The sequence below is a fragment of the Desulfosporosinus sp. HMP52 genome (genome assembly GCF_000765145.1).
In the GTDB taxonomy this organism is placed as follows: domain Bacteria; phylum Bacillota; class Desulfitobacteriia; order Desulfitobacteriales; family Desulfitobacteriaceae; genus Desulfosporosinus.
This window is the reverse complement of the sequence record NZ_JMGA01000046.1, coordinates 62,011-71,993: the sequence shown is the minus strand read 5'-3', so window position 1 is coordinate 71,993 and position 9,983 is coordinate 62,011. Positions and strand designations below refer to the sequence as shown.

Here is a 9,983-nt window from a genome sequence, read left to right as displayed (position 1 = left end):
ATATAGTCGTTTTACTGCGATCCAGTCTTGCACATCTTTCATTCTCCCCCTAGATATCCTTTCTCTATGTAATTCCTGCTGACCGAGAAAGGATATCTTTTTATTGCGAGGGGGTCAATATTGAATGAAAGAGTGGGGTCAGGTTTCAGTATAAATCAATACCTGTTGAATGTCTATGCGTTAATTCAATTCGAAATATAACACCTTGAACTACTACATCCCAATTGATTTTTGCCAAATATCTAAAACCCCTCTCAAAAATTCGAGCTTGAACTAGCAATTCATAACAACGGCAGTCCCGTAACGGGTTCGTTTAGACTCCAAATTTTGAAGGATAGATGAAATAAGTTCGTATATTTACAGCGGTAAAAGCCTATTTTATTATTCTCATTTTCTCGCTAAATACTTTTTCCATTTCTTCCCATTATCCTACTAACACGCGGTATAAAACTATAGGCTCTACAAGTTATTATCCTTCTTTTCAGATAAGGCTGGTTAGCTAAACTCTCATTTTAAGCAACAAAAAAGACTTCCAAACGAAGTCTCTTTTGTTGCTTAAAATCATTTCTATTCATACAGCCCTTTACGATGTTCAGTTAAATACTGCATACAGAAGGCGTCCTGTCCCAATAGCGCTTGAGAAGCATAAACAAAGCCCATCATTGCTTTGTCGAGAGGATCCAAGATATAAGCATCCATGCCTGCTACCATAGTCTGAATCATGAAGGCTTGATTCAAAATCTTGCGGTTTGGCAGCCCGTAAGAAATGTTGCTTAAACCACAGGCAGCGTGAACTTTAGGATATTCTTGGCGAATAAAGCGCACGGTATCCAGAACATCGTTGCCACACCCGTCCCCGGTACTGATGGGGGTGACTAGGGGATCTAAATAAATGTCATCCTCCGGCACTCCGGCTGCCGTAAGATCTCCAACTAACTTTCTTACAATAGCAATGCGTTGCTCACCGGAGCTGGGCACCCCCGTGTCATCCATACACAAGGCAACAACTTTAGCCTTATATTTTAAAACGAGCGGTAATACTGTACTGTAACGTTCTTTCTCTGCAGTTATGGAATTAACCATAGGCTGGCCATTTTTCGAAGCGGCCAAACCAGCCTCCATTGCCTCAGTCCTCGGCGTATCGATACAGAGAGGTGCCGAGACAACTTCCTGAATTGTCCGCACCAGCCATTCCATGGTCTCAACTTCGTCATGCACCATTGTGCCGCAGTTGACATCGACATAATGGGCGCCTGACTCAACTTGCTTTTTCGCCAGTTCTTGAATGAAAGCGGCGTCCCTTTGTTCAGCGGCAGGTTTAACGGCTTTTCTGCTTGTATTGATAAGCTCTCCAATGATTAACATATTTCTCCTCCCTCTTCCCAGGTGGGATGCCCGATAGCCGTAACCTCAATGCGCGTCTCCAGAAAAACGACATCATCCCCCCCGGATGTATGACTTACAACCTCTTCTTTCTCAACCAACAGCTCGGGATTAACCACTCCCGCACACTTTGCTCTTTCATAAGCAACTTTCTTGGCTTTTTCCAAAGCATTTCTTTCCGCTTCTTCAAAATCGAGATAGGCTTCCCGTTTCCATGGAGCATGGACTACATATCCCCCGCCTACACCCGGTTTAATCAAGATTCGAATCAGTTCTGCGACCTTACCGGCGGCGGCTCCCACGGCATTAGCTACTTCAGCATGGGTAGGAATTAAGACCCTAGTATTCAAGGCATCTCCTACCGCCGGAAGATAGCCGGAAACCGGAGCTCCTAGGGCTACTATGGGATAATCCAGGGCAATTTGAGTCTTAAATCCAGGACTTTGCGTTCTCTTCAGGAGATAACCTAACAGAAAACCGACACTGACTTCTGAATTAAGATCGACTCCCAAGCCTGCTCGGTAAGCAAAACTTTGCATTATTGTCATACAAAGGCCGGCCCGAATCTCATCTAAAGCTTTAGCTGTGAATTGTTCCATTTCCAATTTCTGCTCATAGGCCAGAATACGGGCCCCTTCCTGGGCAGCCGAGACATTATAGTCAGTAAAGATATTAAGAACATGTAATAAATCCGTAGGAGTAAAGGAAATTCGTCCGATTACCTGAGCCCGTTCTAAGTCTTTTAAGGGCAGTAGGTTTGGATCCCGTCCAACTTTATCTGCTAGAGTGAAAATATTATGAGCACTCTCTTCAAGAGCATTGATTATTTTCCATTCAGTGAGATTCCACGGATCTTCTTTACTAGGTTTTTTTACTAACATAAAGCAGTCAAGTGGTTGTGTATCAATGAGCCGACTATTGGGATCCACCCTTTTTAATTCTTCAACCAGACTAGGATATTTGTTCGCGACCACAGACAAGGGCCAGACTCTCTTGGGGCCGATGATAAGTTTTCTGTCCTTGGATACTTGAATATAACTATCTCCGCCCAGTCCAAAGGTAGTAATTTCGGCAGCTTCAACACGAGTCTTCCATCCACCGACAGTTGCGCCCTCGCGGTTCATCCGGGGACGTCCGCTTTCTAAAATAGCTATATCTGTCGTTGTCCCACCCATATCTAAGGCCAGGGCCGATTCACTACCTGTTAAAAATACTGCTCCAACAATACTTGCTGCAGGCCCGGAAAGGATCGTTTCAATAGGCTTCTCCCGAGTCATGGTTTCACTCATCAGAGAGCCATCCCCTTTAACGATCATCAAAGGGCAGGTAATATTCTTTTCCTCAAGAACAGCTCTCACTGCCGCCAGAAGTTCGGCAATGATCGGCAATAGTCTGGCATTAAGGCAGGCCGTAACTGTCCGCTCATGAAAACCAAGAGCCGTTGTGAGTTGGTGCGCACAAACAATCGGCACATCCCACAGTTCTTGGATTAGTCCTTGAGCAGTCTGTTCATGTTCGGGATTGCGAATACTGAGATAACCGGAAATGGCTATGGTATCCACTTTCTCACGCATTTCAGTCACTGCTCTGTGAATAGCCTCCAGATCAAGTTCCGCAACAGCTATCCCCTTAATGTCATGTCCGCCACTTACTACAAATACCTGCTGGGCAGGGAGGCTGCCGGTAGATTCATGACCAATCAGAATCAATCCAACCCGGCAACCGCGACCCTCGACAATGGCATTCGTTGCTAATGTTGTAGACAGTGATACGAGCTGAACTTGACGTGGATCTAAATCCCCCATATTTTCGATACAGTTTCGAATTCCTATGGATAAATCCTCACGTGTCGTAAATGCCTTGGCTTTCCTCCATACATCCTTGGTGTCTAAATCAAGAAGCACCCCATCTGTAAAAGTTCCGCCAGTATCAATCCCTAGTATTAAGGGCATTTTCTGTCACTCCATTTCTGCCCACTTACTACTTAGCGATTTTTTGTTCAGACCGTTCAACAATCCCCCTGATCTTTTGCTGTATGTCCTTCGGAAGTGGATCAGGCTCGTAATTTTCTATGATATCCTTTACTTTTTCATTAGCCCGTTCAAACAGAGTTTTTGAGCCTGTTTCCACCCAGGACTCATAGCGCTGACGATCAATAAGATTGGGGTAGTAAGTCTCGGTTTTAAAGTGCTTCATGGTGTGATCCTCACAGAGGAAATGTCCTCCTGGACCGATTTTATGAATTAGATCTAAAGCCAATGTCTCGTCATTGACCTGGATACCCCGGACTAAACGACGAGCCATCCCAATCACGTCATTGTTAATGGTTAAAAACTCTAAGGAAGAGGTAGAACCATATTCTATATATCCTACATCATGGTTTAGATTAGGTCCGGAAAGCGCTGTCATGGCAATGGACAATGCTCCTTCAATACCGGCTTGTTCATCCACTAAATTCGAGTCGGAACAACCGGCAGTGCCAAACATTGGAATTTTCAGGTAATGGGCCAGATCTGCTAAACAAGACATCAGAAGATTAAATTCCGGCGAGCCATAACTGAATATCGTAGTAGCCATATCCATAATGGTAAAGACACCGCCCATAATAAAGGGGGATCCTTCCCTAGTTGATTGATTAATAACTAAACCGCTTAAAGATTCCGCCAACCCTTGGGTTAGTACACCCGCCATGGTAGCCGGTACAGTCCCTCCAGCCATGACACAAGGAGTGTATACCACAGGCAGACCTTTTTTTGCGGCTAAAATTAATTTGGAAGCCGCTTCCCAGGCATGCTGTAATGGTGAAATCGGCTCTGCATAGAGGGTCATAAAGGGATTTCGGCGCAGCTCCTCTTCTCCTCCGGCTATTATTTCACACATCTCAATAATGTCTGCAAAACCGTAAATATCGTGGGCTGTGGTAACAATAGGCTTACCGGTATTCAGGACTTGAGCCTCAAATTGATGGCGATCCGAAATAAGCAGAGGAACATCCTGAACGATTCCTAAGGACATAACAAAATCAAGGTTTTCTAAGGCATCAATTACCTTGCAAGCATTACTGACGGACTGTTTCGTCGAGCGTTGGCGCTTTCCCGTATAAGGATCAATGGTGAAGGGAGTATCCGATCCTGTACCAAAATAAGCATTATATCCCTCTAAGCGCACATCCCTGGAGCCGGTTCGGCTGTTACATAAGGTTACTCTTTTAGGCACTGATCTTAGAGCCCTGTCAACCACTGCCGAAGGAATGCGAACTAAGATGTCATCTACCCAACAGCCGGCTTTCTTTAAAGTGTCCCGGGCTTCCTCATCGTACACAGTCACACCTGTACGTTCCAGAACCTCTTGCGCAGCCAGAAGTATCTCTTCACACTGTCTGGGGGAAAGAATCCTGAACATAGGACTTGCATTTTCTGCATAATTGCTTTTTACAGGCATTTTTATCCTCCTTTCGAAACTTATTAGGCTAGAAGTTTTTTACAAAGATCCGCAGCCGAGCCTGCATCCGGGGCAAATCCGTCGGCACCAATTTCATCGGCAAAATCCTGAGATATGGGAGCTCCGCCGATGATTACTTTTACTTTGTCGCGCAAGCCCTCTTCTTTTAGAAGTTCAATAGTATCTTTCATGGACAACATAGTTGTGGTCAGCAGAGCAGACATTCCGATAACTCCCGGCTGATGCTCTTTCACCGCTTGTAAGAACTTCTCGGGTCCTGCATCCACCCCGACATTGATCACCGTATAGCCGGCACTCTCCAGCATCATACTCACTAAGTTCTTGCCAATATCATGGAGGTCTCCTTTGACTGTGCCAATAACTATTTTGCCGGCTGATGGGATATCTTCACTTAAAATTAGGGGTTTGACAAGTTGCATTCCGGCATCCATGGCCCGGGCTGACATTAGCACTTCCGGCACATACATTTTTCCGACCTTAAATCGGGCTCCAACAACACTCATTCCCGGAATGAGTCCTTGATTGATAATGTCAATTGGGTTGTTCCCCGCTCCAATTGCCTGTTGAGTGAGGGATTTTACTCGGTCAAGTTGACCACTGATAATACTTTGCGTAAGCTCTTCATAATAGTTTGACATGCTTGTCTACCTCCTATCGTTTATTTGCTTCTCTCGCTTCTGCTCTATCGACAATGGCTTGAATTTCTGCTAACACACTTTCCGATTTCGGTTCGGGTTTATGGTTATTGATAATATCTTGAGTCTTTTCTTTAACACGCTGAGCCATAGGTTTAGACCCTTCTGCCTTCCATCCGTCATACCGAAGCCTGTTAATCAGAGTTGGGGCCCAAAATCCCCAGAAATGTTTCATCGTATGATCTTCAGCCAAGTAATGGCCACCGGGGCCAACTTTATTGATGACATCCAAGGCCAAGTGTTCGTCATCAACCTCAACACCTTGTAGAATCCTTTTCACCATTCCAATGATTTCATCATCCATGGTCATCAGTTCAAGAGAGGAAGTTGCGCCATATTCCATATAGCTGCAGTCATGAATAAGATTGGCACCACTTAAGCCGGCAATTAAGATGGAAAAAGCAGCTTCAAGCCCCATCTGAGTATCAATCACCTTCGAATCCGTACAACCTCCTGTGCTGAACATAGGGATTTTCATATAGCGAGCAACTGCTGTTAAGCCGGCGGAAAGCAAGCTTAATTCAGCAGCACCGTAGGACAGAATAGTGCTAGCCATATCCATCGTGGAAATTAATCCACCCATTACAAAGCCGGAACCTTTCCTTACTAATTGGCCAGCAACCAGTCCGACCAAAGAATCCGCAACAGCGATCACAAGAGTTGCTGCCATTGTTGCAGGGGCAACCCCTCCTGCAAAGGTACAAGGAGTATAAACAATGGGGATATTGTTTTTGGCTGCAAAGATCGCTTTATCAATAGCCTCTACTGAATGCCGTAAGGGAGGACTAGACTCTGAGTAAAGCAAGATAAATGGATTCTGCTGCAGTGCTTCCAACCCGCCTGCCACGACTGCGGCCATATCAATGATATCTTGATACTGATCAATACCGAAACCCCAGTGAATTATAGGTTTGTTAGTGTTTTCCAACATAGCCTGAAATGCATGGACATCTGATAAGGTAGGGGTTACATCCATAACGGTTCCGCAATCCATAGCGTAGGATATGTTAGGCAAAGCATCGATGACTTTTGCTGCTCGTACAGTATCTGCCTTCCTAGGACGACGTCGTTCTCCTGTGAATGGGTCAATGGTGTAGGTATTCGTGGGACCTGGGCCATAGTAAACATTTTGCCCTTCTAAGAATAAGGTTCTTTCACCTTTTTGATTTGAAATGACAATTCGAGATGGTGCATTGCGAATCGCCCACTCTACTATGTGTGACGGGAACCGCACCATATTGCCGTCAACCCAACATCCTCCTTTTTTAAATACATCTAATGCCTCTTGACTGTGAATTTCCGCACCAGTTCGCTCAAGCACCTCGAGGGCGCCATTTAAGATACTTTCACATTGGTCATCACTTAACATTTTTAATTGTGGTGTAGCATTCACTTGATAGTTGGCCCTAACGTATTGGCTTTTTGACAAGTCACACACTCTCCTTCCTTAAACTTATTAGGCTAGAAGTTTTTTACAAAGATCTGCAGCCGAACCCGCATCTGGGGCAAATCCGTCAGCACCAATTTCATCGGCAAAATCCTGAGATATGGGAGCTCCCCCTATGATTACTTTTACTTTGTCACGCAAGCCCTCTTCTTTTAAAAGTTCAATGGTATCTTTCATGGACAACATGGTTGTGGTCAGCAGGGCGGACATTCCGATGACTCCCGGTTGATGCTCTTTCACCGCTTGTAAGAACTTCTCGGGTCCTGCATCCACCCCGACATTGATCACTGTATAGCCGGCACTCTCCAGCATCATACTCACTAAGTTCTTGCCAATATCATGGAGGTCTCCTTTGACTGTGCCAATAACTATTTTGCCGGCTGATGGGATATCTTCACTTAAAATTAGGGGTTTGACAAGTTGCATTCCGGCATCCATGGCCCGGGCTGACATCAGCACTTCCGGCACATACATTTTTCCGACCTTAAATCGGGCTCCAACAACACTCATTCCCGGAATGAGTCCTTGGTTGATAATGTCAATTGGGTTGTTCCCCGCTCCAATGGCCTGTTGAGTGAGAGATTTTACTCGGTCTAGCTGACCACTGATAATGCTTTGCGAAAGCTCTTCATAATAGTTTGACATCTCTTTTCAACCTCCCTCGATAAAATGCAAAATGATAATTACAACATATCTGTTTTTGATTATTGCAAAGATTGTGCCAATTTCAACATCTTGGTATTAGCCTTATCTAGGATACAAGCAGATTCGAAAAGTCTTGTTTTGAGATTTTGTTAGCACTTACCACTCAAAAGTCAGTAATATGCCCCCTACTAAAAATCCTAAAATAGGACTTTTGAGTCCCATTTTAGGATTTTTACATTTTCCACATCTATACTAATCGACAACTAGACAAAACAAATGTTTGAAGAAAAAAGAAAAAGCTTTTGGACATGTAGTGTTATCCAAAAAGCTTATATTAGTTGTTTTATTGTAACTTGTTAGTTTATTTTAAGACTTTAGTGTTCAGCCCTAAAGTTTTTATCTTTCTATAAAAAGTCGATCTGCTCATACCCAGGCTATCTGCAGCTTTTTCTTTAGCTTGTCGACTACTGCCAAACCTTTTTAAGGCTGCTTCGATTGCTTTCTTTTCTAACTCAGCTATGGTTGGTTGAGTCTCACCAGTTGATAAGCCAGGATTATTCTTAAAATATTCATTGACTCGTGAAGACAAAAAGGAGCTGTCAATAACATTCTTGGTGGCAATATTTACAGCATACTCCACAGCGTTTTCCAGTTCTCTTACATTTCCCATCCAAGGGTAGGCCAGCATTTTTCTTTGAACTTCTTGAGTAAATCCCATTATTTGCTTCCCTAAAATCACATTATATTTATCTAAAAAATGATGAAGAAGTAGGATTAGATCTTCTTTCCTTTCCCGCAACGGTGGGATATAAAAGGGAATAACACTTAGCCTATAAAAGAGATCGCTTCTAAATTGTTTTTCCTCAATCATTTCTTCGAGATTACGATTGGTAGCGGCGATAATTCGGACATCAATCCATATCGGCTTCACTCCTCCAACTCGTTCAATTTTAACCTCTTGTAAAACTCTTAATAATTTCACTTGCAGATGCATCGGCATATCCCCGATTTCATCAAGAAATATAGTTCCACCATTTGCCTGCTCGAATTTTCCCGGTTTTCCTCCCCGACTGGCTCCTGTGAAAGCTCCTTCTTCATACCCAAACAACTCACTCTCTAAGAGAGTTTCCGGAATTGCTCCACAGTTTATGGCGATAAAAGGGCCGTTCTTACGTGGGCTTTCTTCGTGAATTGCCCGGGCAAAAAGTTCTTTACCAGTTCCACTCTCCCCTGTAATCAAGATGGTCGAATCTGTGGCAGCGACCAGTTGCATTTTCTGTTTAAGTGCGGTCATCGTATTGCTGGTTCCTAGTATGCCATCAAGAGAATACTTACGTTCCTCTCTAATCAATCGACCAGCTAACTTGCGCATTTCACCGATACTTCTAAAGGATATAACCAGACCAATGATTTTTTGATCCTTTTTTATGGGGGTAATGGTACTAATAAAATGACTGAATTCTTCCTTATTTCTATACCTAATTTCTTGTTCGGCATATTGTTGACCAAATTTCAGGACTTTGGGAACTGAAAACTCCGGGAAAATATCATTAATATGTTGCCCATAGGATTGTCTAGTAGAAATATGCAATAACTTCTCGGCAGACTTATTAATATGGGTTATATAGCCATCATGATCAATAGCAATAATTCCTTCGACAATAGAATGAATAACTGCGCTGAATTGGTTAGCCATTAGTGATAGTCGACCATTCATTTCATTAACGTCAATTTTACTGCTTGTCAGGGCCGCGATCTTTGTTAAGAAATCTTCGAATTTACCTCGGTTGGCAAGCAACAGTTTTTTCTCCTCTTCATCAAAAGCAAAAATTGAAATTGTGCCAATAACATTTTCATTTAAGATGATTGGAGATAGAATAGCGGCTTTCACTTTGCAGACGATTTTCTGATTACAATCTTTACATATATAGTGCTTGAGAGGTTCGTCATCCAGAATAAAATTACTGCAATTGTCAATAATTTGCCCTGTGATGGATTCTTTGCCATAAACTAAACCAATTTCGCTCTGATATTTTCCGGTTCCTGCAATAACCTCCATATTGCGATCAATAATAGCAACTTCGAATTCTATTACTGCAGCTATAGCTTCAGCTATTTGTTGAACATAGGTTTGATTAAGCTTTAATTCAGACATCTTGGACGATGATTCAGATAGTTCTAACATCTTTTTCATCCCCACCCACATTCTAACATCATATGTATAATTTACACTCTGATTACATTTTACAACTAAAACTCTTAATAGTATAGGCTGAATTTTCCTAATATTGTAATTATTTATTGCGATATTTTATGTTCTGTTCTCCTGCTTTAACTTCTTCAATTGCTCA

General features: G+C 43.0%; 7 protein-coding genes. All 7 read right to left on the bottom strand.

Annotation, left to right across the window (positions count from 1 at the left end; all coding sequences use genetic code 11):
- Window positions 1-567 precede the first annotated feature (567 nt).
- Window positions 568-1,365, bottom strand: coding sequence for a methyltetrahydrofolate cobalamin methyltransferase (locus tag DP73_RS16615; RefSeq protein ID WP_034600969.1), 798 nt, complete (start codon window positions 1,363-1,365; stop codon window positions 568-570).
- Window positions 1,359-3,335 (bottom strand): hydantoinase/oxoprolinase family protein, encoded by a 1,977-nt coding sequence (locus DP73_RS16610; protein ID WP_034600967.1) that lies wholly within the window; start codon window positions 3,333-3,335, stop codon window positions 1,359-1,361. Before DP73_RS16610 ends, DP73_RS16615 begins: the two co-directional genes overlap by 7 nt.
- Window positions 3,336-3,363: 28 nt before the next feature.
- Window positions 3,364-4,824 (bottom strand): trimethylamine methyltransferase family protein, encoded by a 1,461-nt coding sequence (locus tag DP73_RS16605; RefSeq protein ID WP_034600966.1) that lies wholly within the window; start codon window positions 4,822-4,824, stop codon window positions 3,364-3,366.
- Window positions 4,825-4,847: 23 nt separating this feature from the next.
- Complete coding sequence (locus tag DP73_RS16600) at window positions 4,848-5,483, bottom strand: corrinoid protein (protein ID WP_034600965.1); 636 nt, start codon at window positions 5,481-5,483, stop codon at window positions 4,848-4,850.
- 13 nt (window positions 5,484-5,496) lie between these two features.
- Window positions 5,497-6,978, bottom strand: a complete 1,482-nt coding sequence (locus DP73_RS16595; protein WP_242865787.1) for a trimethylamine methyltransferase family protein — start codon at window positions 6,976-6,978, stop codon at window positions 5,497-5,499.
- Window positions 6,979-6,996: 18 nt separating this feature from the next.
- Complete coding sequence (locus DP73_RS16590; protein ID WP_034600962.1) at window positions 6,997-7,632, bottom strand: corrinoid protein; 636 nt, start codon at window positions 7,630-7,632, stop codon at window positions 6,997-6,999.
- 361 nt (window positions 7,633-7,993) lie between these two features.
- Window positions 7,994-9,826: a sigma 54-interacting transcriptional regulator gene (locus DP73_RS16585; protein WP_242865786.1), complete on the bottom strand. Its 1,833-nt coding sequence runs from the start codon at window positions 9,824-9,826 to the stop codon at window positions 7,994-7,996.
- Window positions 9,827-9,983 lie beyond the last annotated feature (157 nt).